The following is a 22,547-nucleotide window of genomic DNA, read 5'->3' as shown; positions in this document are numbered from 1 at the left end:
CTGGGTGATACTCCTTTATTCTATTTATTTCTATTAACGCACTTATCTTAATAGGTGCTGTCGTTCTGACAATTAGCCCATCAAATCGGCCTGAACAATTTCGATCCAGTAACCGTCCACATCTTTGATAAAGGCAATGTTTTTCATACTGCCATCTTCTGGACGTTTTTTGAATTCGACGTCATTTTTATCAAACCAAGCAACCGCTTCATCCAAGCTTGGAACGCTAAAACAAATATGACCAAAACCTTGTGGATCTTGATTGCCATCATGATAGCTAAAGTCAGCTTTTGTCTCGGTGCCGTAGTTGTGCGTCAACTCCAAGATGCCACGCTGGCGGAAAGCAAAAATTTCTAGATCATCGCCAGTTGGCAAGTTTTCGCGCTCGCTTTCGGTCAATTTAGCCAAGAAATATAAATCGAATCCCATGTCAGGGAACTTCTTAACGGCAAGCAAAGTCATACCCAAGACACCAGTGTAAAACTCTAGTGATTTAACAGGATCTTTGACACGTAGCATGGTGTGGTTAAAAGTAAAACCGGTCGTCTGTGATGAAATTGGCTGAACACCATCCGTATTAACGCTGCTAGCAGGCTGGTCTATTGCGTCGTTATTGTTGTTAGATGAAGTAGACATAATTATCCTAATATAATTCAAAAAAGAGTGTTATAAATAAGCGAATCACGACTGTCATGATTCACTGCTGTCTCTCATCATAATAAAAATTGGCAAAATAATTGATAGGGTTTTGTAAGGATATGAACAAAATATGTTCATATTTAGATATATTAGCTGTCTAAGAATCGTACCTTTCCGGTCTCTAGATCATATTCAGCGCCGACTACCAATAGCTGACCACTATTGGTTAAGTCCTCTAATGCACGTGAGCCATGCTTTAGCTGACTGACTGACATGCGCACGTTGGCGCGGATAGAGCGGTCGACCAGCTCGTCTGCATCGACGTCTTGACCATTGGCAGTTGCCAATTCGTGTAAGTTATAAACGCTTGGGCGAATACGATCAACGATAGATTGCAAGTTAGGTGAATAGTTCTGCTCAGGGTTAATCAACGTCTCAACGCAAGCCGTGACAGCACCGCATTTCGAGTGTCCAAGTACCACCACCAGTTGCGTACCAAAGGCTTCGGCTGCAAACTCGATTGAACCAATCTGCGATGGTGCAACCACATTACCTGCGACTCGTATAACGAACAAATCTCCCAAACCCTGATCAAAGACAATCTCAACGGGTACTCGTGCATCCGAGCAACCCAAAATAATGGCCAATGGATTTTGATCCTTGACCAACTCTGGACGGCGCTGCATATACTCATCGGTACTGGTGAGGCTATCAACGTAGCGTGCATTACCTGCTTTTAAAAGCTCAAGTGCTTCTTGACCTGTGGTTGGACGTATATCGGTAGGCATGAGAGATCCTTTATCATCAATAATATTAGAGTTATAAGCTGTTTTGCATACATGTATTCCAGCACAGACTGACTAATTATCGTCAAACTATCAGGCTAATAATGTTTGTCAGCCATAACGTGATTGTATAGGAATAAAAACCCAAAAACGGTAAAAAAATTTGTCTAAATATCGCTAGGTGAATGTAGTCACATTTAAAAATATAGCTGTATATATCGCTGCTACGACAGTATTACTCGCGTAACTTATAATGAACTTGCACTGACTTATACCAAGGGTTTGTTATAATACGCAGCATTCAGGCAGCATTCAGACAGTAATCCGAACATGCTTACGCTCATGCCAATCCTTATAATGACAGCCAGCTGCATATAGCTATTGGACGCTCAGGAACAGATATTATGACCGATTTATCTCAAAATACGCATAACACCTCTGCGTCACCTCATGATGATCAGGTGCTGCTGCAACTGACTGGTCTAAAAAAAACCTATGATCAAACCGAAGTCCTAAAAGACATCAACCTTGATATCAAACATGGTGAGTTTTTGACGCTGCTTGGCCCATCAGGCTGTGGTAAGACGACATTACTACGCTTGATTGCAGGCTTTGAGCAGCCTAATGCTGGAGCGATATATTTGGATGGTGTACAGATGGCAGGCTTATCCGCTGATAAACGTCCGGTCAATACCGTATTTCAGCAATATGCATTGTTCCCTCATATGAGCGTCGCCCAAAACGTGGCTTATGGCCTAAAGCTAAAAAAAGTACCAAAAGATGAAATCCAAAGACGTGTTAGCGAGATGCTAGCGATGGTACAGCTAGAGCATTTGGCCAACCGCAAGCCGCAAGATTTGTCTGGTGGTCAGCAGCAGCGAGTTGCCATTGCACGCGCGGTGATTAACCGCCCTAAACTGCTATTGCTTGATGAACCGTTATCCGCACTCGATCATAAACTGCGCCTGCAAATGCAGTCCGAGCTTAAGCGTCTGCAGCGTGAGCTAGGCATCACCTTTGTCTTCGTGACTCATGACCAAGAAGAAGCGCTCTCGATGTCAGACCGTATTGCCGTGATGAAAGACGGCACGTTCCAACAAATCGGTACGCCTATCGAGATTTATGAAACCCCTGCCAACCTATTTACTGCAAAATTTATCGGCGAAACCAATCTGTTCAAAGCTGAGGTCAAAGGTGTCCATCCAGACCAGCCAGATCGCGATGGCAAAGTGACTAACGGACGCATCGAGGTCGAAGTCTGTGAAGCGCAAGCGCAAGAAGGGCCAACCACATTACGCAACTTACGTCGTCCCAATTTTGCCAATGATGTGCAAGTGGGCGATATCGTCAATTTACTACTTCGCCCCGAAGATTTACGAATATACGATCCAAAAGACAATGAGCATAGCGGACTGTTAGGCCGTGTCATTGAGAGTAACTATAAAGGCAGCACTTTAGACTCAATTATCGAACTGGCAAATGGTCATATCATTAAGGCCTCTGAGTTTTTTGATGAGGACGACCCGAGCTTTGATTACAAACTAAATGAAGGCGTCAAAGTCTCATGGGTAGATGGCTGGGAATGGGTCTTGCCAGAAGACTCTGAAACTGTGCCAGACACGACTGTACAAAAGGATGGTAGCTGATGGCGCGCAACCACTTAGGCAGTAAAAGTCCATTTCGTACCGCCACACTTTGGCTAATTTGGGGTTGGCTACTGATATTTGCACTATTATCAAATATCCTAGTCATCGCTGTCAGTTTTTTGACCCGTGATAGCAGTGCGTTTATTAGCTTACCTGTTAGCATCGACAGCTATGTGCGGATGATTGACCCGTTGTATTTTGAGGTATTTGTCCACTCATTATGGATGGCAGGTATCACAACGGTTATCTGTCTGCTGCTTGGCTATCCTTTTGCATGGCTGATCTCCAAAGCAAAAGTACGCTGGCAGCCGTTGCTGATGCTACTACTGATACTGCCATTTTGGACCAACTCTTTGGTACGGACGTATGCGCTCAAATTGCTATTTGCCAATAATGGTTTGATTAATAAATTGCTATTAGCCATCGGTGTAATCGATACGCCAATCGATATTTTATATACCCAAGGTGCGGTGATCGCAGGACTAACTTACTTGTTATTCCCGTTTATGGTACTGCCGCTATATGCAGTATTTACTGACTTGCGTAATGACATGCTATTGGCTTCTCAGGATTTGGGTGCAACTAAAACACAGACCTTTTGGCATGTGGTTCTGCCACTAACGACACCTGGTATTATTTCTGGTGTACTGCTCGTGCTATTGCCTGCAATGGGCATGTTTTATGTAGCAGATATCTTGGGTGGCTCTCGTAATTTATTGGTCGGTAATATTATTAAAAACCAATTTCTGGATGCGCGTGACTGGCCCTTTGGCGCGGCAGCTAGCGTATTGTTGACACTAGCGATGGCAGTATTATTACTTGCTTACCGTGCCAGTAGCCGCCGCATTGGCAAGACTGACTTTAACGAGGTGGCCTAATGTCTTATAGCTCACCGAACAACAAAACTCGTCTGCTCAAGATTGGTAGTATCGCTGCTAAAGGCTATCTCGGACTGATTTATGCCTTGTTGTACCTGCCCATCATTGTCTTAGTGGTAATGTCCTTTAATAAGTCAAAAATCGGTTATAACTGGGGCGGTTTTAGCTTAAAGTGGTACGAATCACTATTCAATAATCAAGCAATGCTCGAGGCCTTTTGGCACTCTATTGTCTTAGGATTGGTGGCAGCCACCGTCTCGACTTTGATAGGCACGCTTACAGCGCTGGCGTTACACCGTTATAATTTTCGTGGTAAAGGCTTATTAAATGGATTGCTATTTGTCCTGATGATGTCGCCTGAGATTGTATTGGCTATTTCATTACTAGCACTGTTTCTATTGATTGGTTTGCAATTGGGCTTTGTCTCACTGCTATTGGCGCACATTACTTTTTGCTTACCCTTCGTCGTTATTACCGTCTTTGCACGATTAAGTAGCTTGGATGAGCGTTTAATGGAAGCGGCACGTGACTTGGGGGCTAACGAATCAACCATGGTGCGTACGGTACTGATTCCAGTTATCTTGCCTGCGGTTATGGCAGGCTGGTTACTGGCCTTCACCTTATCGCTAGATGATGTGGTGGTCTCGACCTTTGTCACAGGGCCTAGCTATGAGATTTTGCCATTACGGATTTACTCAATGGTGCGCGTAGGACTCAAGCCAGAAGTCAACGCCATTGGTACGTTATTGCTAGTTGCCTCGCTAGTATTAGTGGTTATCTCACAGTTATTATTACGCAAGCGCTAGATATTGATTGCTGACTAATTGCTTATGAACTGCTTATTAATAATGGACTATGAGTGAAAGTCAGCGCTATATTGACTATAATGAATTTTTCTCACCTTAGCGGTTAGGTTATATTATGCTTGAGCTACGTCATCTTAATACGTTAACCGCGCTACGAGCGCATGGTTCACTTGCAGCAGCGGCAGATGAGCTACACGTTACTGCCTCGGCCGTTTCGCATCAATTAAAAGAGCTTGAGAACTATTACGACATTAGCTTAGTCAATCGTCGGACGCGCCCGCTTAGTTTTACGCCAGCAGGTAAAGCAGTATTGGCATTGGCAGACAATATCCTACCACAAGTTACTCGCACAAAATCCAACCTTAAACGCTTGGCTCACGGCCAAGCAGGTAGATTACGCCTAGCATCAGAGTGCCATAGCTGCTTTGATTGGCTTATGCCGATACTTAACCACTATCGCCGTGAGTGGTCGGATGTGGAACTGGATTTTGCGACTGGCTTTGAGCCTGAGCCGCATCATTTGTTGATGGAAGGTGATATTGATTTATTGATTACTACCAGTGATTTACCGATAGACGGTATCAGCTATCAGCCCCTATTCGAGTATGAAAGTCGCTTGGTTCTTTCACCAACGCATGATTTGGCAGCGCAAGAGTTTATTGAGCCCATGGATTTGACTGATGAGACTTTGATTGCCTATCCCGTAGAGGCCAAACGTCTCGACATCATTGCCAATTTTATGACGCCAGCACAAGTAAGCTTTGAGAGTGTTCGTACGACAGAGCTGACTGCGATGCTAATTCAGTTGGTCGCCAGTGAACGCGGCGTAGCAGCATTGCCTGATTGGGTGGTTGCTGAATACGAGAAAAAAGGCTGGGTCGTATCACGACCACTAGGAGAAGGGGTTCATTGTCAGCTGTACGCAGCGACGCGTACCTCAAGTCGAGATACGGCGTATATGCAGGGATTTGCGAGCTTATTGGAAGGGATAGTGAAGCCGGTTTAGAGCTTTATTTGTCATAACACTCGTTGTACGAACAAAGCATGGTTCCCTAGTGAGTGCTTGAAAATTTGGAAGTAGCCAATTAACTTCAATGCATGTGGGATTTTAGGTTGAATTAATGTCCATCTGAATGTACTTAATTATCGGGTCAATTCACCGCTAACTAACCAGGATATTTTTTGCTGTTGTCAATCCAATAAAGACTCTAATTTACATTTGCATTGAAATGAAGTAGCATCTTATTTGCCCTATCATAGTTAGCTATGGCATGATCTTGGCGTAGACGTTTCGTCCGCTTAAAACTTGGATCATGCAGGTACTTGGAAAAACTCTAATCTACCTACGGCAGATTGGAGATACGTAACTTCGATAGGGTTTTACATTATTTCGGTGGTATGAAATTTGAGGTGTAAATTTTGGCTAAAAAAGAAAAGGTTTATACTTATCGAAAAATAAAGTTATCTAAAAAAAATGGTAAGTTCAGAGACATATATATTCCTGATGAATCTTTTAAAAAACATCTTAATACTTTATTAAAACCTCTCGCATATATATATGAAAAAAAACATATTTATGACTGTGATCATGCTTTTTTTAAGGGTAGAAACTGTGTCACGAATGCTTCTTGTCACCTTAAAAACCGCTATATCCTAAGCTTAGATATCAAAGACTTCTTTGATAATATTACCTCAAAGCATCTAGAAAAATATATTTCAGAAGATATTTTATATTTTATTCTAATTAAGAGTAGGCTACCTCAAGGCTACCCTACAAGTCCCTATGCCGCTAACATTGCAGTAATAGAACTGGATCGCATGATTGTTGAAAACCTGAGATCTTTCGATAGTAATATTATTTACAGCCGATATGCAGATGACTTAACTTTTAGCTTTGATGAAAAAGAAAAAGTTCATTTTATAATCAGCGAGGTTATTAAAATATGCAACTACTTCAATTTTAAACTTAATACCAATAAAATCAGGCTGCAAGATAAAAATAATGGTCGCGCTGTTATTACAGGTGTAGGTGTATCATATTATAATGTACACCCAACTCGTAAAACGTTAAAAAGACTTAGGGCAGCAAGGCATCAAGGAAACGAAGCACAGGCTAGTGGATTAGCAGAGTGGGCAAGTTGCAAGCTGCCAAACACGTCTGGCACTAAATAGACAATCCACCATCTAGTCCCAATTCTTTGTTACGTCCCCCAGTAACACCCATTACTATCGTAGTCTGTTGGTACATATGGATCTGTAATTGCTCTTAGCCTCTCTTCTTCCTTCCGAGAAAAATAACCGTCAACGTCATAGCCCAACGGCTTTAGGTCATCGTATGAGGCACACCCGATTTTCTTTCTTAGTGCTTCAATACTATATATATTTCTAAGTGGTCTATCTTCTTTTTTAACCGTTTTTTGCTCAGTTATAAGTGGTCTATTTTTCATAACTAATCCTTGAATTACTTATTATTAAATGGAGAAACCCAAGTGGAGTCCCAGTTTAAACTTTCTGATAAATAATAAATATATTCATACTCCTTAAGATACTGTAAGGCTATGGTTTCGTTATCTATTAAAATAGCATTTTCTAAAGAGTACATTGACATTTCTGTTAAATTCGCTGATCCACTCCAAACTTTTTTAGGCTTTATTTTATTTGTATTAGTATCAAATTCGCAAAATATTAAGAATTTGTTATGCATTTTCGGAGAGCAATGTTTCATTTTTTCAGTAAGAAGACCAAAGCACCTTACAGGTTCAATATCAAAAATCTCATCATAGGATAATTCAAAGATTTTATTAGAAAAGCTTACAGATGTATATTCGAATGAAAGATTATTATAGGCTTCTCTTAACTTTAATTTTGAACTACGGCTTAATATTACTTCCATATCTGGTCGTAAAAAATCCTCTTTTTGCAGTACTATTTGACAAGGTTTTTTAGATATAGCTTCTAATAAATCATAATCCGTGAGCCATGCTACTGCGCCAAGAACTATCTCTGAATTGTTAATCTCAGATATTAACCTATCTTTTAACCCTCTAAAATAGACTGAAACATCACCGTCTTTAAAAGAGTGATCTGTTCCTATTAGTTCATTGAAATTGGCGATATTTTCAAGATCTATTTCATTGTAACTACTTTTATCAGCCACCTAAAAACCTCTACAATCGTCTTAAATTTGTTATGTATGCTATCAGATTTACCTTGCCTTAATGACGTAGCATCTGGTTTACCCAATCATACCCCAGCGGAACCAGTCATTATGCCCTCTAGACTCATTAACAGACCATTTAAAACAGACTGGTATAATGGAACCACTTATAACAGACTCTTAAACGATTAATATCTATCAACGCCTACAAAACTAGCTTAAAGAAATAAAAGCCAAGCGCGGTTGCTAATAATGTCAGTCCAACATGCAAGCCGATGAGCGCTAAGCCTGCCAGCAGCCGCCCGTCATGGATAAAGCCAAATACCTCTGCACTAAACGTACTAAAAGTAGTCAATCCGCCCAAAAAACCAGTTATCACAAACACGCGTACATGATCAGATAAGTTGCTTCCCATACGCTCAAACCACACTAGCGCCAGCCCTATCAGCAATCCACCTAAGATATTAGCGCTCAGGGTACCGAGTGGCACCCAACCGTGCAAGGCATTAAAACGCGATAGCCAGGCTCGCAGGCAAGCACCGAATGCTGCGCCCAAACCAATAGCAAGCCACTGCATAGACTGTCCTTAATTCATATAAACGTGTTGGACCAAGTGCTCAGTTATACGGCTGGCAACTCTGTCATTGGCCAACGCGGAATACAGCTAACGGCCAAATCATCAGATTGTCCTGCTTGCAAGCGCTCAAACCCTGCATAAGCAATCATCGCGCCATTGTCCGTACATAGCGCAGGCGGTGCATAATGAACCGTCGCATTGATCTTAGCCAGTTCCGCTTCTAACGTCTCGCGCAGATGAGTATTGGCACTGACGCCACCTGCAATTACTAAGCGGCTCATATCTGCTTGCTTGAGTGCTTTGACACATTTTTTCACTAGCGTATCGACCACTGCATGCTGAAAACTCGCGGCAATATCAGCACGAACCTGCGGATCGCTGTCAGCGCCATTGCCCGATCCTCCCGAACATGGCGTATCTTTGATCAGATTATGTACGGCTGTTTTCATGCCACTAAACGAAAAGTCTAGACCCCGATGTAGCATTGGTCTTGGCAGTGCGTAAGCATCAGGGTTGCCCGTCTCTGCCAGCTTGGCAATATTAGGGCCGCCAGGATAAGGCAGGCCTAGCATTTTAGCTGCTTTATCAAAGCACTCACCCGCCGCATCATCTATCGACTCGCCCAATATCTCATATTGTCCAACACCGTGAGCAGCAATCAGTAACGTGTGCCCACCAGATACTAGTAGCGAGACAAAAGGAAATGCCGGAGGGTTCGCGCCCATAAGCGGCGCTAAAAGATGCCCTTCCATATGATGAATACCAATCGCTGGAATATCCAAACCATATGCCAAGCTACGACCAAACAGTGCGCCTGTCATCAATGCACCAATAAGACCAGGTCCTTTAGTATAGGCAATCGCATCAATGTCGGTTTTTTTCATATCGCACTGTTCTAGCAGCTCGTTGAGTAACGGCACAAGCTTACGAATATGATCGCGACTGGCAAGCTCAGGCACAACGCCGCCATAAAGTGCGTGCAGCTCAATCTGAGAGTACAGTACTTGCCCGACCAAACCTTGGTTGTCGCTATTTATTTGCTCACTATCAAAAATCGCTAGCCCCGTCTCATCACAAGAGGTCTCTAAGCCCAATACTTTCATACTTTTGCCTTTATACTTTCGTTTTCGTGCTACTTTTGTCGCACTTTTATCTTACATCATTTTGAGAAATTGGATAACTATAGTCAAAGAACTCTAAAATGAGTACAAGGCAGCCGACTGCAGATTGTACAAGTAGTACATCTAAGGAGGGTAACGCCGTAGCGGTTTAGTAGTTCACCGACTATAATACAATCAGCCACACACTATCTCGAATTCGCTTGATACAGCTGTATATTCTCAGACTGACATGACAAAAAACGTGCATAAAAAAACCGTCATTGTCAGTCACAATGACGGCCAGTTTAGCAAATTTCAATAGCTGACATACTCTAATATAGAGTATCAGCTTACCGACGCTAGCATATAATCAACAGCTGCTTTAACTTGTGCTTCGGTCACACCGTTTACTGCTTGCGCTGGCATTTTATTAAAGCCTTTAGCCGAGTGCATGTACAACGTCTCTTTATCTTTGGTCAGACGAGCTGTCCAAGCCGCTGTATCACCATACTTTGGCGCATCGAGCAAACCTGCAGCATGACACACCTGACAATTTGATTCATACAGTTTGGCACCTGCATCTGCTGCCAACACTTCAGGCTCAGAATCAGTTTCAGGTGTTGCCACTGCGTCATCTACTATGTCGGCAGACTCTGTTGCTGCTTTTGGTTCTGTATCTGTTTCTGGCTCAACCACAGACTCAGGCGTCGTGCCTTCGGTTTCTGCTACAGCTTTCTCTTCTATAGCGGTAACAGGCTCATTGGCTGCTGTAGACTCTTCCGTAGCTGTGTTATCACCGCTACAAGCACTCACAGCAAATACCACACTCATGCTGATCACAGACAATTTCAGCTTGTTCATATACGGTTGTATATCAATCATGGTTTTACCCTTACTTAGTCAGTCTGCAATCAATTAGAGGTGCGTTATATAAGCTTAAAGTACTTACGTATACGACCAACGACTGTTTAATAGTCCATTGAGTTAATAGTCCATTAACCACTAAATTATTCAGCAATGGCTGCAGCTGTATCGTCAGTAGCCGCCATATCAGCGCTGTCAGTAGGAGCAGCGGCTGTATCCATACTATCGGTAGCTGCTGCTTCTGTAGTATCAGCGTCAGCTTCTGTACCCACTGCATCAGCCGCTGGCATTGGTGCTGTCTCTGGGAACTCCATTTCTTCAGCTGGTGGTGCATTTTTGATGGCAAGTTCAGCAGCTTCGTCAACGCGATCGGTTGCCATTACTTCTTCATGCTCTTCGCCGCCACTACAAGCGCTCACGCTCACACCTAAAGCTACGATAAGTGCCGTGCTTAATGCCGTGTTAAATACTGTTTTTTTCATTCCAACATCCTCAATAAAATACACACAAAACGGTTCATAGGCTTACTATAATATGGGAATTATCATAGCATAAACTCCAATCAAACCGTTATAGATGGTAGGGGTTTTTTATTGATAAAGCGTTGTATATATGTCGAATTCATAGTTTGAGAGCCAAATTCAAATAGCCATCTAATTGAATACCTTATCGGCAATAAATGCTTAAAATCATTGACTTTGTTGGTATTTTTTATTAAAATACCTGCCCTTACGCTAATGCGTGAGAATTGTCCTAGTTTGAGCTGATGCCAGTAATCTTGAGATATTACGGCTAAATACTAATACACAGCCAAACTAATGCCCTTATATCTCATCCTAATCGAGGAGTCTTCATGCCTGCAGTTAAGGTTAAAGAAAACGAACCAGTTGATATCGCTATCCGTCGTTTCAAGCGCGCTTGTGAAAAAGCTGGTGTATTATCAGACGTACGTAAGCGTGAGTTTTATGAAAAACCAACGCAAGTACGTAAGCGCAAAAAAGCTGCTGCCGTAAAGCGTTATAAGAAGAAGTTACAACGCGAAACTATTCGTACTACTCGTATGTACTAATCAATAATCTGATTAGTTAAGTACAAGTGCTACACTAACGCCACTGTTATCCATCGATATCAGTGGCGTTTTTTATGCTACAATTTTTGTTGTTACTGCTGACGCAATTTTTTATCAAAGCCCGCTCTCAGCAGGTTTTACCCCAAAAAAACTTATTAAACAGTACCCAACAAATAGCATTTAACAAACGAATAAGGATAATAGCAGTGAGCCAACTTAAACAGACGTTATCAGACAACATCAAAACTTCTATGAAAGCTCGTGAGCTTGAGCGTGTCAAAATACTGCGCAACGTACAATCAGTGGTCAAACAAATTGAGATCGATCGTCAGACAGAGCTTGATGACGCGCAAGTATTAGAAGTGCTACAAAAGCAGCTAAAACAACGTCAAGAGTCGCTCACTATTTTTACTGAAAATGGCCGTGATGATTTGGCGGCCAAAGAGCAGTTTGAAATTGATATTATCAATGAGTTTATGCCGCAGCAAATGAATCAAGATGAAATCATGGCATTGGTCAACGCGGAAATCGCAGAGCAAGGTGCCACTTCTATGCGTGATATGGGCAGCGTGATGGGTGTACTGAAAAACAAGACCGCTGGTCGTGCTGATCCTGCGTTGATCTCTAAAATGGTTAAAGATGCACTACAAGGCTAATTTTTCATTTTGGGTAGCAAGCCGGCATATGAGCTGCTATTACTGAAAATGATGTCGTCAAACGCACCCGTTATTGTACAAAAAACTGACTATTTACAAACCGCCTAAGGCTCAAAGTCTTTGGCGGTTTTTATTGCTTTGATTTCTGCATTGATATTGGCTAGCAATGGGCGCGCACTATTGCTTTGTGCTGTGGCTTGCAGGTTTTCAGTCAATTGCTTGGCCTGCGTCAGTGATGTCAACGCACTCTCATAGCGCCCATTCCAAAGTTGATCATAACTGCGATAACGCAATGCGTTGATCGTTGCAATATTAGCCAGTTGTGGTGACGTTGCGGTTTTAGCGAGCTTTTCATTAGCAAGCTGCAAACTTTGCCATGCATAGCGATCGCTTGGCTGCTGTTCTGTTAGTGGCTTCAACAGCGCTTGAGCTTTTATCGGCTGATTACTGTTAGTCAGCGCTTCGGCCAAATAAAGACGTAAATCACGGCGCTCAGGATATAGGCGCTGCTGGCTCTCCAATACATCTACGGTTTGTTGCCATTTACCTTGTTCACTCAATAGCTGACTGTGGGTAATCGACAATAGAGGCTCTAAATTTTGACGCTGCGTATTTGATAACGCATTTATCTCAGCTAATACCTTATTAGCATCTGTAAAACGCTGCTGCTCTCCATACCAATGCATTAGCGCAAGTTTGGCTCCGAGACTGTTTTTAGCAGCCGTTGTCAGTGTGACTTCGGATGCATGTTTACCAGTCACTTGCACACGCCAATACAACAAATCAAACAATGCTTGATGGCGCTGCTGCTGGCTCAATGAGAGCGCTGGATACTGCTGGGCGCGACTTTGTGACTCGCTCAACCGCTCATTACTCAGAGGATGTGAGCGTACAAAGCTCGGTAAGAATTGATTCTCAACTTGATTTAACTGACTCTGCTGATTCATCGTGGCAAAGAACCGTGGCATCGCCCGAGGATCATAACCCGCTTGGGTCATAATCTGCATTCCTACTCGGTCAGCCTCACGTTCGTTACTACGGCTAAACGCCATGCTGCTATTCATCGAAGCCGTCTGACTGCCCATCATCACAGCCGCAGCGGCATCACCATCGACAGCTGAGGCAGCAATCGCGGCTAGCATACCGCCTAGCTGCATCAGCAAGGCTTTTTTACGTTCGTCAGCGCCGCTTTCGTAGTGTCGTTGACTGATATGCGCAACTTCATGCGCGACGACGCTCGCCAGCTCATCCATGCTACTAGCTGACAGTATCGTTCCAGTATTGATACCTATTACGCCGCCAGGCGCTGCAAAGGCATTGATACTGGGGTTGTCAATGATAACGACGCCAAGTGGTGCTTGCTGACGAGCTTGGGCATTGAGACGCCACGTCATGTCTTTTATCGTTTCTTGTACCCAAGGATCATGTTCCATTCTGACGCGGCCATTGATATTCTGTAATGACCACTCGCCAAGCATTTTATTTTGATATTGCTCAGCAAAGCTTAAGCCTTGTCCGCGCAGGTTTGGTAGATCTAGCGTTTGCGGATCTGTGACTTGCCACGAGCTATCAGCAAATGGCAACATTTGACTCTCACGACTATGTGCACCACTAGCCATGGCTAGTAGCATCATTGACAGCCCTACCTTGATACTATTTGGCAAAGCTACACTCATAAAATGACGTTTACCTTTTTGCTTAGACAGCATAATCGGCAAGCCTACAGAGTTGGTGGCTATTAAAGAGTTGTTGCTGTTGGGTCGCTTCGTTCTATGAGCGTGGTACAAGTGTATATCCTATAAGATGATTGACGACGTCTTTTCGACTATACGAGCTTGTTTATACAAGGTCAATTCTACAATGAACTTAACTACCAATAACTTAGCCACCCGTCACGATTGCGCAACATGGCTGTGTAATTATTTATTGGGCCATTATTTATGCAGTGAGTCTCAATCGTATAACTATTAATCGAGCAATTGCTAATCGTGCAACTCTTGGTTATATGATTCTAGTGAACCGAACACAGCGTTGATTATATTCAACTGCAACTATACATTGTCTATTTGGTATAATAAGCAACAATGATAGTAGGTTTAGATGACTGTGATGGCGACCTCATAATTTATAATTTCTGGATTATGTTCGTACTCAATATCAAAGCCTGTTATTAATAAAGCAAATTAAAATATAGATATCTACAAGGTTTAAGTTATGTCCGCTGCTAGTGAATTAGTCATCGAACGTGTATCGCACTTTATGCAATTGTCAGCGAATTTAACTGATGCACAGCAGAACGACATTGCAAGTTTATTAGAGCTGCTACCGACTGAAAGTCATAACTCAGATAATATAGCTACATCGCAATCTGAACTAGATATAAAAGGTTTCGTTGATGGACGCGGTCTTGCATGCCCGATGCCATTGTTAAAAACTAAAGTCGCATTACGTGACGTAACAGTTGGCGAATCACTGTATGTGGTTGCAACTGACCCCAACTCGCAAGCTGATATCACAGCGTTTTGTAGACAAAGTCAGCAATCACAGTCGGCAGATTACTTAGAGCTAGTGGTCAATGAAGTTACTGACCATTCGTCAGTTGATAGCACATCATTACAGCGTTTCGCTACAATATATCACTTCATCATTACCAAAACTGATAGCAACTAAGCGCTGCTATCCTTTACAATTAAATCATAAAGATTTTTATCTGACTATTTGCTTAACTATTTAACCAAGGTCAAGAATATGGCTAATACTTCTACTGATGCTGTAAATACAAATAAAAAAGATGGCTCAGCTCCTATAAAAAACGATGCACGCGATGCTGCATTAAAGGCTGCGGCTCAGCGACCGCCCTATGACGCGAGTGCATTGGGCAATACCAGTACTCGCGACTTAGTACCAGCTATGCCAACTCACCTGTCAGCGCCAGGGGTTAACTTGGGCGCGTATATCAATACTGTCCATCAAATCCCTATTTTGACGCCAGTACAAGAGCAAGAGCTGGCGCATCGCTATTATGATGAAGGTGATGTCGAAGCCGCTCGTCTACTGGTGATGTCGCATCTACGTTTTGTAATTCATATCGCACGTAGTTACTCGGGTTACGGATTGCCGCAAGCAGATTTAATCCAAGAAGGTAACTTAGGATTAATGAAAGCCGTCAAACGTTTTGACCCGAATAAAGGCGTACGTTTGGTATCCTTTGCCGTACATTGGATCAAAGCTGAAATTCATGAGTTTGTGATTCGCAACTGGCGTATTGTGAAAGTTGCGACTACCAAGGCTCATCGTAAACTGTTCTTTAACTTGCGCAGCCTTAAGAAGACCAACAATCAGCTGACACTAGAAGAAGCGGATGCGATTGCTAATGACTTGAATGTCACGCGCAAGCAAGTGTTAGAGATGGAATCACGTCTGACCTCTTATGATGCTTCGTTCGAGGCGCAGTCAAGCGACGATGATGATGGCCGCTATGCCCCTCAGCTATTCTTGGAAGACGGTATTGATCCAGCTGAGCAATTAGAAGAAGCGGATTGGGAAGAAAACAACTCATCAGCACTTATCGCTGCTATGGGTACTTTAGATGATCGTTCGCGTGATATCGTCGAACAGCGCTGGTTGTCTGAGCAAAAATCCACCTTGCATGAGTTAGCCGCAGTTTATTCTATCTCAGCTGAGCGAGTCCGTCAGATTGAAAAGAATGCCATGGACAAAATCCGTGATGCGATGACCATTGATAGTGTGATTCTGCCAGATGATATTCAGTAGCCCTAAGATGATACGAGTTGTTCAATGTTAAATTGGATCGGTATTGCAGCAATTAATATGGCTATTGCTGTTGCTTTGGGCGCATTTGGTGCGCATGGTCTAGAAGGCCGTATCAGCATCCAACAGCTCGAGTGGTGGCATACGGCAACGCTGTATTTGTTCGTACATGCGCTGGGACTATTGCTTGTCGGTTTACTGATTCGTTTGAAATATATTACTCAGACTACCGCTTGGTTGCTACAAATTGGTATTATCATCTTTGCTGGTAGCTTATATGCAATGACGCTTGGTGCACCGCGCTGGTTCGGTGCGATTACGCCCATTGGCGGCGTTCTTATTATTGCAGGTTGGCTATGGTTGGCCGTCTCTGCTTTTCGATTGAAGGACCCAGTTAGCTGAGCTGTTTAATAGAATAGTTATTGTTAGCTCTTTGCATCAGCTGCGACAAACTATCAGTAATAAAGCAAAAGATACGCAGTGAATAGCAGATAAACAGGAATTTTGAAATATTAGGGAGTATTTAATATGAGCACCATTAGTGTCAATGGTAAAAGCTTGCAAACCACTCATCAGACTGTGCAACTGGTTATCAATGAGCTTGGTCTTAGCCAAGGTCGTTACGCTGTAGAAGTAGACGGCGAGTTGATGCCAAAGAGCGAGCTTGCTCAACTGCGTATCGTAGAAGGTATGAATATAGAAGTAGTACAAGCCGTCGGCGGTGGTTAATAATGTTTAGACAGATAAGCTTGAGCTGATAGCTAGTTCATTTTCGTTCTAAGTTTACTAATGCTAAAAAAGACCTCAACGTATTACACGTTAGAGGTCTTTTTTTATGTCAATTGCAAAATAATGCAGCAGCTACTTATAAATTTTTTATTCTCTTAGTCTGCTTTCACTAGCTTGTAACGATAGTGTTCAAATTTTTAAACTCGAACTATGCTGCTGGTACTGCTTCTGCAGGGGTTAGATCCTGATAACGGCCATCGCGTCCTGCACCCTGAGTCTTTTTGCGCTCTTGACGGGTTTTATACTTACGTACTTGTCTATCTAGCTTGTCTGCCATCTCGTTAATGGCTTTATACATATCATCTTCATACGCTTGGACAAACATTTCTTGACCCGAGACACGCATAATTGCTTCAGCTTTATGGCTCTTTTTACCGCCGTCGCTAGCACCGCTATTGTCTAACGATAAAATCACTTGAATACTTTGTATCTGATCGAAGTGACGCTCTACTTTTTCAAGCTTCTCGCGTACTGCTGTGTCCATAGCTTCGGTAACGCTGATATGATGACCACTGATAGAAACATTCATATTGTTGTCCTTTTATTTGTAACTTACAATCAACAGATGAGGTAGCATTCTTGCTCTTATCATCCTGCCTTACCACTAACTACACCAAAGCCTCTAGTAATGTGTCGACGTATCCTTTTATCGTCTCCTTTATTAGTTATAAATAAATACTATAAATCGGCGCTTGGTTTTCGTTGTTGGTATGACTCTAATTTGTCATGAAAATCGCCTAGTAGCAAGCCGTTAAATTGTAATTAAGTGTAACAATACCTATTATTTCTACTTGGTTTCTATATAATCAAAAAATTTTATTTTTTATATCTGTATTACACTATACAGACAGGTAACCATTAACCTTATAGCAAGGTAAGACTAGATAGTTAGTATTTCTGTTTGCGCTGAGTAGACGAGCCAATATTCATTGCTTCACGATATTTGGCGACGGTTCTTCTGGCTATATCGATACCATCTGCTAACAGCTCATTTTTGATACGACTGTCTGATAATGGTTTTTTGGGATCTTCGTCAGCGATGAGCTTTTTAATCATGGCACTGATAGCGGTCGATGAGATATCTCCATCAGCACTACTTACGTGAGAGGAAAAGAAGTGTTTCAAAGAGAACAACCCTTGCGGCGTCAAGATGGTTTTACTGGTGGTAAGGCGTGAGACCGTAGATTCATGCAAGTCAACTTCTTCAGCAATTGCCTTTAATATTAGGGGTTGCATGGCGGTTGCACCATGCTGCAGGAACTCTTGTTGATAGCGTACAATGCTAGTCGCTACTTTGAGTAGGTTTTGATTGCGCTCTTCGATACTACGAATAAACAATCGAGCATCGGTGAGGTTTTCGCGCAGATATTGATTGTCAGGGCTGTCATCGCCACGCTTGACCAAATTGGCATATTCTTGGTTTACGCGTAGCTTTGGTAAGGTATCTGGATTGAGGCGTACATACCAGCCATCCTCTTCTACTTCAGAGTTACTTGTCGCCTTATTATTCCTAACAGGGGTGACCAACACATCTGGAATATCGTAGCTCTCAGGCGGCTGGGCATAATCAGGCTGACTAGACTGAAACAGTAGCCCTGGCGAAGCGTTTAAGGTACGTAGTAGGGTAAGCGCAGGTGTAATATATTCTGGTGCAAGCCCTGTGCGTTCAGTCAGTGCTTTAATATTATTACTGACTAAATGCTCGCTCGCTGATAGCAGCGCTTGGGCTTCCTGTAGGTATTCAGTGTGAACATCTAACTTGGATAGCTGAATCGATAAGCATTCGCTTAAATGACGCGCCCCTACGCCAACTGGATCACAGGACTGGATAATATGTAATACCGTCAAGACTTCTTCTTTCTCAACGCGCTCATCCCATTGATAGAAACTTGCCATCGTATCAAAGCTCTGTAGCAGCTCATCTATATCAATTCGAATAAAGCCCATATCATCCATGGAGTCTATTAAATACTCTGCAATCAGCGTATCGGCCTCTGATAGACGTTTAAAGTTCAGCTGCCAGCGCACATGATCTTGAATGGTAGACGATGTACCGCCTTGGTAACTATCAAAATCTTCATCACCCCTACTATTGCCAGAGCCCGCTGCGGTAGAAGCATAGTTACCCGTGTCAAAGCTACCTATATCAAAGCTATCGGCATCAGAACTGCTGTAGCTATCTACATCTATTGCACTATCATCGATATTAGGCTGTTGTAATTTATCCAAACTATCACTGAAGCTATCGCTACTATCGCTACTGTACTCTATACTGGTAGTAGGTACTGAGTCGAATGAGTCACTGCTACTTTGATTCCAGCTATCAAGCGTCAACGGCTCGTTCCATTCCTCTATTTCATCGTCACCACTGTCGTATTCGTCATCATTTTCGATACGTTCAAGTAATGGATTACTATCTAGTTTTGCCTGAACCTCTTGTGCGAGCTCAAGACTAGAGAGCTGCAGCAATTTTATGGCTTGCTGCATTTGCGGGGTTAGCTTTTGTGAGTTGCTCAGCGTGGTCGCCAATCCGAACGACATACTCATGGGCGGCTTATTGCACTCCGATCTTAGTGATATTGTGTTTATTCTGTCAGTAAAGGTAACGACATAAATCTTATCAGGACATGACGATAGCATTTTTTGCCACAATTTTGCTATGATAATTTATGTTTTGTCCGGATACGTTTGGTTTGCTATCGCTAGTAAACTAACATCTTGGCAAGGATGAGTAACCCATAAATACGAGCAGTCTGCTCATTACCGCGAAAATATTATAATAAATTACGGTGAATGACCAATACAGCTCACACCCAATAGGAATATTGTCATGAATTCAAATAACCATCAACTTAACGTCGCTGCTATTCAAATGAACAGTCAGCAGAATGTTGAGGATAATTTAGCAGATATCAAAGCCGCTATCATAGATGCACAAACTCAAGGGGCTGAGCTTGTTGTATTGCCTGAGAACTGCTGTAGTATGGGACAGCAATCTGCTACTGCCGAGCGTTTTGACGACTTATCAGCGACGATAGCAGATTACGCCCGCACCGCTGGTATACATGTACTAGCAGGCTCATTACCCTGCCATTATCGTCCTGATGGTACTGTCGTTCCTGATGGTAGATTGCGCCAAGTGAGCCAGCTGTTTGCACCAGATGGCACCCGTGTCGCACGCTACGATAAGATTCATCTATTTACCGCAACTGTGGCCGATAAGCATGGCAGCTATAACGAAGCGGCGACCTTTGAGCCAGGTACCCAGACCGTAATTGCGCCATTAGCAGTAGGCAATACAGTCTATCAACTCGGCATGATGGTATGTTTTGATTTGCGCTTCCCAGCATTGGCGCAGCGTCTGCGACAAGCAGGTGCTGAACTATTGAGTGCCCCTTCTGCCTTTACTTACTTAACTGGGCAAGCACACTGGTCGCTGCTGTTACGAGCGCGTGCTCTAGATAGTCAATGTATGGTCATCGGCGCAGCACAAGGTGGTGATCATCTCTACAAAGATGGTAGTACCCGTCAGACATGGGGACATGCAGCCATTACAGCGTTTGATAGTAGTGTTATCGCAAGCTATGACGATAGCGAACTGGATAAACAATATGCCATCGTTATGGCGTCATTAGACAAACAAGCGCAAGAGCAAGGCCGCCAAAAACTGCCTATTTTTGACTGCCATCGTTTGGCGTAGATTAGTAAGTACGGTAAATTTCGTGCTTAATTGCTAGGGCAGTTCTTCATTTTGAGCATGAGTTGCTCGTGGATGCGCGCGATCATAAACCTGCGTTAATTTTGCAAAATCAACGTGGGTATAAATTTGCGTGGTGCTAATATCACTATGCCCGAGCATCTCTTGTACGGCGCGCAAGTCACCACTGCCTGACAGCATATGTGATGCAAAACAATGACGCAATAGATGTGGATACATATTCTGTGCGATACCTGCGCGAGTAGCAGCGACTTTTAAACGCTGCTGCACTGCCCGTGTTGATAATCTGGTACCGAGCTTTTCACTGATGAACAATGCGTTATCCATCTGCTCTACCCACAGGTTACGATGCGGCAGGTAGCGACTAATCGCTTCTGCTGCCTTTATCCCTAATGGCACTAGGCGTGTTTTATTCCCCTTACCCGTGACTCGTACCCGTAACTCAGACAAATCTACATCTGCCATATCAAGTGCAACCAATTCGCCAACACGCAAGCCACTACTATAGAGCAATTCGAACATAGCTTTATCACGTAACCATAAGCGCGCTTGCTCTGGCGTATCAGGAATCTCTTGATCGAGTAGCTGAGTCAGTAAATCGACATCAGCGATAGAAGGCAGCGGTCTAGGACTACGCTTAAGTTGATAGCCAGTGGTTGGGTTGATACGTGCTAGCTCTTCTTCAATCATCCAACCATAGAAATGCCGAATCGCAGACAACTCTTGCTGAACACTGGCAAGCGCCAACTTATCTTCATCAAGACGTTGACTGATGTGCTGGGCAAGTTGCCGTTTATCACAGCGTGTCCACGTTAGACGCTTACCACGCAAAAATAACGCCAGTTGATTTAAACCAGCGAAATAAGCGGTCAGAGTATGCGGCGAATGGTTGCGCACAGACAATGTATTGAGCCAACGATGCACAGGTGCGAGTAACTCTAGCAATGCAGCGTCTGACTCTATAGTGGCGGCCAGCTCAGTAGACAGCCAAGGTGCTGAGCTCGCCGCCTGAGTGTCTTTATTAGTAGACATAACCATACTAGAACCATCCTTGGCATTTATACGATTGGCCTAAAAACAGTTATCAGCCTTCAGCATTGGGTTTAAGCCCCGCTTGTGCCATCAGGCCATCTGGACTAAATACGCCTTCATAGACGAAAGCGGTCGGACCCGTCATCGTAACTGAATAGCCTGGCTGCCACTTGATAATCATACTGCCACCATATAGCTGTGCGCGAACTTCCTCACCCTCATCAAGCCAGCCTTCACGTATACCAACGGCTACTGCTGCACACGCGCCGGTACCACAAGCTTGGGTCTCACCCACACCGCGCTCGTACACACGTAGACGAATGTGTCGCTGATTCATCACTTGCATAAAGCCCACATTGACGCGGTCTGGGAAGGCAGGATGCGATTCAATTGCTTTGCCTAAAGTCTCAACCTCAGCATCAAGTACGTCATCGACTTTTATCACAGCGTGCGGGTTACCCATATTGGCAACGTACAGCTGTACCGGTGTACCATTTACATCAAGATGATAGGTGTTTTGGATTTTGGTCGTCGCTCTTGGGCTAAACGGAATCTCATCTGGCTCAAATTTAGGCTTGCCCATATCGACATCTACCCAACCGTAGCGATCAGTGGTCAGAGAAATAATACCGCTGGCCGTCTCAACGCGTAGACGCTGCTTAAATGACAGTTTACGTGCTTGTACAAAACGTGCAAAACAACGCGCGCCATTGCCGCACTGTTCGACTTCGGTGCCATCAGTATTAAAGATACGATAACTGAAATCAACATCAGGGCGCATGGGTGGTTCGACTACGAGCAGCTGATCAAAACCAATACCTAGATGACGATCGCCCAATAACTGCACCAAATCCTTGGTCAAATCTAAGCGCTGGGTCACTAAATCAATGACCATGAAATCATTACCCAACCCATGCATTTTAGTAAACTCTATTAGCATATCTTTGATGTCCTATCCTATTTTTATGTATGCCTTATCTTAGCACGCTGTCAGATACAATCATAATAATACCAATCCCAAAAAATACGATTAGCGGTGTCAAACTTGTTTAGTCTACAG

Annotated in this window: 25 protein-coding genes; 12 read left to right on the top strand and 13 right to left on the bottom strand. The window is 43.3% G+C overall.

Annotated features, from left to right (window positions below; genetic code table 11):
• Positions 1-72 precede the first annotated feature (72 nt).
• Complete coding sequence (gloA, locus tag ACS8FA_RS16495; RefSeq protein ID WP_439264164.1) at positions 73-636, bottom strand: lactoylglutathione lyase; 564 nt, start codon at positions 634-636, stop codon at positions 73-75.
• 152 nt (positions 637-788) lie between these two features.
• Entirely contained in the window at positions 789-1,427 is a 639-nt protein-coding gene (locus ACS8FA_RS16490; RefSeq protein ID WP_057758161.1) for a carbonic anhydrase, read from the bottom strand.
• 401 nt (positions 1,428-1,828) lie between these two features.
• Between ACS8FA_RS16490 and potA the strand changes: the two genes are divergently transcribed.
• From potA to ACS8FA_RS16465, 5 genes are all read left to right on the top strand, one after another.
• The gene (gene potA, locus ACS8FA_RS16485; protein WP_201606990.1) at positions 1,829-3,070 is read left to right on the top strand and encodes a spermidine/putrescine ABC transporter ATP-binding protein PotA; all 1,242 of its coding nucleotides are present in this window, start codon (positions 1,829-1,831) and stop codon (positions 3,068-3,070) included.
• Entirely contained in the window at positions 3,070-3,948 is an 879-nt protein-coding gene (gene potB, locus ACS8FA_RS16480; protein WP_439264161.1) for a spermidine/putrescine ABC transporter permease PotB, read from the top strand. The genes potA and potB overlap by 1 nt, the downstream gene beginning before the upstream one ends.
• Positions 3,948-4,754, top strand: a complete 807-nt coding sequence (potC, locus tag ACS8FA_RS16475; RefSeq protein WP_439264159.1) for a spermidine/putrescine ABC transporter permease PotC — start codon at positions 3,948-3,950, stop codon at positions 4,752-4,754. Before potB ends, potC begins: the two co-directional genes overlap by 1 nt.
• Positions 4,755-4,869: 115 nt before the next feature.
• Complete coding sequence (locus ACS8FA_RS16470) at positions 4,870-5,760, top strand: LysR family transcriptional regulator (RefSeq protein ID WP_439264157.1); 891 nt, start codon at positions 4,870-4,872, stop codon at positions 5,758-5,760.
• A 413-nt stretch (positions 5,761-6,173) separates the two neighbouring features.
• A complete protein-coding gene (locus ACS8FA_RS16465; RefSeq protein WP_439264155.1) occupies positions 6,174-6,926 on the top strand; it encodes a reverse transcriptase family protein in 753 nt (250 codons plus the stop codon).
• 29 nt (positions 6,927-6,955) lie between these two features.
• On the opposite strand, the gene ACS8FA_RS16460 is transcribed toward ACS8FA_RS16465, so the two are convergent.
• From ACS8FA_RS16460 to ACS8FA_RS16435, 6 genes are all read right to left on the bottom strand, one after another.
• Positions 6,956-7,201: a hypothetical protein gene (locus ACS8FA_RS16460; protein ID WP_102094678.1), complete on the bottom strand. Its 246-nt coding sequence runs from the start codon at positions 7,199-7,201 to the stop codon at positions 6,956-6,958.
• 14 nt (positions 7,202-7,215) lie between these two features.
• Positions 7,216-7,911 (bottom strand): phospholipase D-like domain-containing protein, encoded by a 696-nt coding sequence (locus ACS8FA_RS16455; protein ID WP_439264153.1) that lies wholly within the window; start codon positions 7,909-7,911, stop codon positions 7,216-7,218.
• 205 nt (positions 7,912-8,116) lie between these two features.
• Positions 8,117-8,488 (bottom strand): fluoride efflux transporter CrcB, encoded by a 372-nt coding sequence (crcB, locus tag ACS8FA_RS16450; protein WP_102078044.1) that lies wholly within the window; start codon positions 8,486-8,488, stop codon positions 8,117-8,119.
• Positions 8,489-8,532: 44 nt separating this feature from the next.
• On the bottom strand, positions 8,533-9,591 hold the full coding sequence (tsaD, locus tag ACS8FA_RS16445) for a tRNA (adenosine(37)-N6)-threonylcarbamoyltransferase complex transferase subunit TsaD (RefSeq protein ID WP_439264151.1): 1,059 nt from the start codon (positions 9,589-9,591) through the stop codon (positions 8,533-8,535).
• A 342-nt stretch (positions 9,592-9,933) separates the two neighbouring features.
• Positions 9,934-10,470: a c-type cytochrome gene (locus tag ACS8FA_RS16440; RefSeq protein WP_134292357.1), complete on the bottom strand. Its 537-nt coding sequence runs from the start codon at positions 10,468-10,470 to the stop codon at positions 9,934-9,936.
• 125 nt (positions 10,471-10,595) lie between these two features.
• Positions 10,596-10,934, bottom strand: coding sequence for a hypothetical protein (locus ACS8FA_RS16435; protein WP_439264149.1), 339 nt, complete (start codon positions 10,932-10,934; stop codon positions 10,596-10,598).
• Between the two features lie 371 nt (positions 10,935-11,305).
• Between ACS8FA_RS16435 and rpsU the strand changes: the two genes are divergently transcribed.
• Positions 11,306-11,521, top strand: coding sequence for a 30S ribosomal protein S21 (gene rpsU / locus ACS8FA_RS16430; protein ID WP_010195908.1), 216 nt, complete (start codon positions 11,306-11,308; stop codon positions 11,519-11,521).
• A gap of 206 nt (positions 11,522-11,727) precedes the next feature.
• Positions 11,728-12,177, top strand: a complete 450-nt coding sequence (locus tag ACS8FA_RS16425; RefSeq protein WP_058025631.1) for a GatB/YqeY domain-containing protein — start codon at positions 11,728-11,730, stop codon at positions 12,175-12,177.
• 104 nt (positions 12,178-12,281) lie between these two features.
• Here ACS8FA_RS16425 and ACS8FA_RS16420 read toward each other — a convergent pair whose 3' ends face one another.
• On the bottom strand, positions 12,282-13,853 hold the full coding sequence (locus tag ACS8FA_RS16420) for a M48 family metalloprotease (protein ID WP_522901985.1): 1,572 nt from the start codon (positions 13,851-13,853) through the stop codon (positions 12,282-12,284).
• Positions 13,854-14,391: 538 nt separating this feature from the next.
• Between ACS8FA_RS16420 and ACS8FA_RS16415 the strand changes: the two genes are divergently transcribed.
• From ACS8FA_RS16415 to thiS, 4 genes are all read left to right on the top strand, one after another.
• Positions 14,392-14,847 carry a sulfurtransferase TusA family protein gene (locus ACS8FA_RS16415; protein WP_439264145.1) on the top strand — a complete coding sequence of 152 codons (456 nt, stop codon included), beginning with the start codon at positions 14,392-14,394 and terminating at the stop codon, positions 14,845-14,847.
• Positions 14,848-15,087: 240 nt separating this feature from the next.
• Positions 15,088-15,951, top strand: a complete 864-nt coding sequence (gene rpoH, locus ACS8FA_RS16410) for an RNA polymerase sigma factor RpoH (protein ID WP_197099889.1) — start codon at positions 15,088-15,090, stop codon at positions 15,949-15,951.
• Between the two features lie 24 nt (positions 15,952-15,975).
• Positions 15,976-16,350: a DUF423 domain-containing protein gene (locus ACS8FA_RS16405; RefSeq protein WP_439264143.1), complete on the top strand. Its 375-nt coding sequence runs from the start codon at positions 15,976-15,978 to the stop codon at positions 16,348-16,350.
• 126 nt (positions 16,351-16,476) lie between these two features.
• Positions 16,477-16,677: a sulfur carrier protein ThiS gene (gene thiS, locus ACS8FA_RS16400; protein WP_057758131.1), complete on the top strand. Its 201-nt coding sequence runs from the start codon at positions 16,477-16,479 to the stop codon at positions 16,675-16,677.
• A gap of 208 nt (positions 16,678-16,885) precedes the next feature.
• Here the strand turns inward: thiS and hpf are convergent, their stop codons facing one another.
• Together hpf and rpoN are read right to left on the bottom strand one after the other, a co-directional pair.
• Complete coding sequence (gene hpf, locus ACS8FA_RS16395) at positions 16,886-17,266, bottom strand: ribosome hibernation-promoting factor, HPF/YfiA family (protein ID WP_102078036.1); 381 nt, start codon at positions 17,264-17,266, stop codon at positions 16,886-16,888.
• A gap of 359 nt (positions 17,267-17,625) precedes the next feature.
• A complete protein-coding gene (gene rpoN, locus ACS8FA_RS16390; RefSeq protein ID WP_439264140.1) occupies positions 17,626-19,284 on the bottom strand; it encodes an RNA polymerase factor sigma-54 in 1,659 nt (552 codons plus the stop codon).
• A 283-nt stretch (positions 19,285-19,567) separates the two neighbouring features.
• Here rpoN and ACS8FA_RS16385 point away from each other — a divergent pair, with 283 nt between their 5' ends.
• Positions 19,568-20,437, top strand: a complete 870-nt coding sequence (locus ACS8FA_RS16385; protein WP_439264138.1) for a nitrilase-related carbon-nitrogen hydrolase — start codon at positions 19,568-19,570, stop codon at positions 20,435-20,437.
• A 33-nt stretch (positions 20,438-20,470) separates the two neighbouring features.
• Here the strand turns inward: ACS8FA_RS16385 and ACS8FA_RS16380 are convergent, their stop codons facing one another.
• Positions 20,471-21,493: a tyrosine recombinase XerC gene (locus ACS8FA_RS16380; protein WP_439264136.1), complete on the bottom strand. Its 1,023-nt coding sequence runs from the start codon at positions 21,491-21,493 to the stop codon at positions 20,471-20,473.
• Between the two features lie 46 nt (positions 21,494-21,539).
• Complete coding sequence (gene dapF, locus ACS8FA_RS16375) at positions 21,540-22,427, bottom strand: diaminopimelate epimerase (RefSeq protein ID WP_057758121.1); 888 nt, start codon at positions 22,425-22,427, stop codon at positions 21,540-21,542.
• Positions 22,428-22,547: the final 120 nt, after the last annotated feature.

The sequence above is a fragment of the Psychrobacter sp. 1Y1 genome, assembly GCF_051847395.2.
Taxonomy (GTDB): domain Bacteria; phylum Pseudomonadota; class Gammaproteobacteria; order Pseudomonadales; family Moraxellaceae; genus Psychrobacter.
This window is presented reverse-complemented; position numbering and strand designations above follow the sequence as displayed.

Bases quoted from the DNA above. Each gene is read 5' to 3' on its own strand.
- ACS8FA_RS16385 (WP_439264138.1), top strand. From the start codon at position 19,568: ATGAATTCAAATAACCATCAACTTAACGTCGCTGCTATTCAAATGAAC.
- ACS8FA_RS16420 (WP_522901985.1), bottom strand. From the start codon at position 13,853: ATGAGTGTAGCTTTGCCAAATAGTATCAAGGTAGGGCTGTCAATGATG.
- rpoN (WP_439264140.1), bottom strand. From the start codon at position 19,284: ATGAGTATGTCGTTCGGATTGGCGACCACGCTGAGCAACTCACAAAAG.
- tsaD (WP_439264151.1), bottom strand. From the start codon at position 9,591: ATGAAAGTATTGGGCTTAGAGACCTCTTGTGATGAGACGGGGCTAGCG.
- ACS8FA_RS16460 (WP_102094678.1), bottom strand. From the start codon at position 7,201: ATGAAAAATAGACCACTTATAACTGAGCAAAAAACGGTTAAAAAAGAA.
- ACS8FA_RS16380 (WP_439264136.1), bottom strand. From the start codon at position 21,493: ATGGTTATGTCTACTAATAAAGACACTCAGGCGGCGAGCTCAGCACCT.
- potA (WP_201606990.1), top strand. From the start codon at position 1,829: ATGACCGATTTATCTCAAAATACGCATAACACCTCTGCGTCACCTCAT.
- ACS8FA_RS16490 (WP_057758161.1), bottom strand. From the start codon at position 1,427: ATGCCTACCGATATACGTCCAACCACAGGTCAAGAAGCACTTGAGCTT.
- potC (WP_439264159.1), top strand. From the start codon at position 3,948: ATGTCTTATAGCTCACCGAACAACAAAACTCGTCTGCTCAAGATTGGT.
- hpf (WP_102078036.1), bottom strand. From the start codon at position 17,266: ATGAATGTTTCTATCAGTGGTCATCATATCAGCGTTACCGAAGCTATG.
- ACS8FA_RS16405 (WP_439264143.1), top strand. From the start codon at position 15,976: ATGTTAAATTGGATCGGTATTGCAGCAATTAATATGGCTATTGCTGTT.
- thiS (WP_057758131.1), top strand. From the start codon at position 16,477: ATGAGCACCATTAGTGTCAATGGTAAAAGCTTGCAAACCACTCATCAG.
- ACS8FA_RS16435 (WP_439264149.1), bottom strand. From the start codon at position 10,934: ATGAAAAAAACAGTATTTAACACGGCATTAAGCACGGCACTTATCGTA.
- gloA (WP_439264164.1), bottom strand. From the start codon at position 636: ATGTCTACTTCATCTAACAACAATAACGACGCAATAGACCAGCCTGCT.
- ACS8FA_RS16470 (WP_439264157.1), top strand. From the start codon at position 4,870: ATGCTTGAGCTACGTCATCTTAATACGTTAACCGCGCTACGAGCGCAT.
- rpsU (WP_010195908.1), top strand. From the start codon at position 11,306: ATGCCTGCAGTTAAGGTTAAAGAAAACGAACCAGTTGATATCGCTATC.
- crcB (WP_102078044.1), bottom strand. From the start codon at position 8,488: ATGCAGTGGCTTGCTATTGGTTTGGGCGCAGCATTCGGTGCTTGCCTG.
- dapF (WP_057758121.1), bottom strand. From the start codon at position 22,427: ATGCTAATAGAGTTTACTAAAATGCATGGGTTGGGTAATGATTTCATG.
- ACS8FA_RS16440 (WP_134292357.1), bottom strand. From the start codon at position 10,470: ATGATTGATATACAACCGTATATGAACAAGCTGAAATTGTCTGTGATC.
- potB (WP_439264161.1), top strand. From the start codon at position 3,070: ATGGCGCGCAACCACTTAGGCAGTAAAAGTCCATTTCGTACCGCCACA.
- rpoH (WP_197099889.1), top strand. From the start codon at position 15,088: ATGCCAACTCACCTGTCAGCGCCAGGGGTTAACTTGGGCGCGTATATC.
- ACS8FA_RS16415 (WP_439264145.1), top strand. From the start codon at position 14,392: ATGTCCGCTGCTAGTGAATTAGTCATCGAACGTGTATCGCACTTTATG.